Source organism: Kytococcus schroeteri, assembly GCF_002847825.1.
GTDB lineage: Bacteria > Actinomycetota > Actinomycetes > Actinomycetales > Dermatophilaceae > Kytococcus > Kytococcus schroeteri.
The window spans coordinates 1-366 of the sequence record NZ_PKIZ01000082.1 but is presented as its reverse complement, the minus strand read 5'-3'; the positions used below and the strand labels follow the sequence as shown (position 1 = coordinate 366).

Annotated in this window: 1 pseudogene; it reads left to right on the top strand. The window is 60.1% G+C overall.

Features of this window, described 5'->3' with window-relative positions:
• Positions 1 to 160 precede the first annotated feature (160 nt).
• Positions 161 to 366: pseudogene (locus CYJ76_RS13240) on the top strand (peptidoglycan recognition protein family protein); the annotation flags it as partial.

Genomic DNA, 366 nt, shown 5'->3' with positions numbered 1-366 from the left:
GGTTTAGTCATGTGTGCAGACTTTGTTGGACAAAGACGGATTGGAGTGGTCATGACGATCACACCCGCACCGAATTGGCGTGGCGACCCTGTGTGGCTGGCTGATGTGATCCGCGCCTACGGCGTGACCGTTAAGGAGCTCCCCGGCTGGAAACAGTGGGCAGACCAATAACGCCAACTGGGAGTCCATCGGTATTGAGGCGCAGTCCAACGGCACCGACCCATGGCCAAAGGCAGAACTGGACGCGTATTACCGGATCTGTGCAGCGATCCTCACCAAGCTCGGCAAGCGCGCCACCACGCAGACCCTCATCTCCCACTGGGAATATTCCCGCGCAGCGCAGGGTAAGTGGGATCCGGGAGCGGG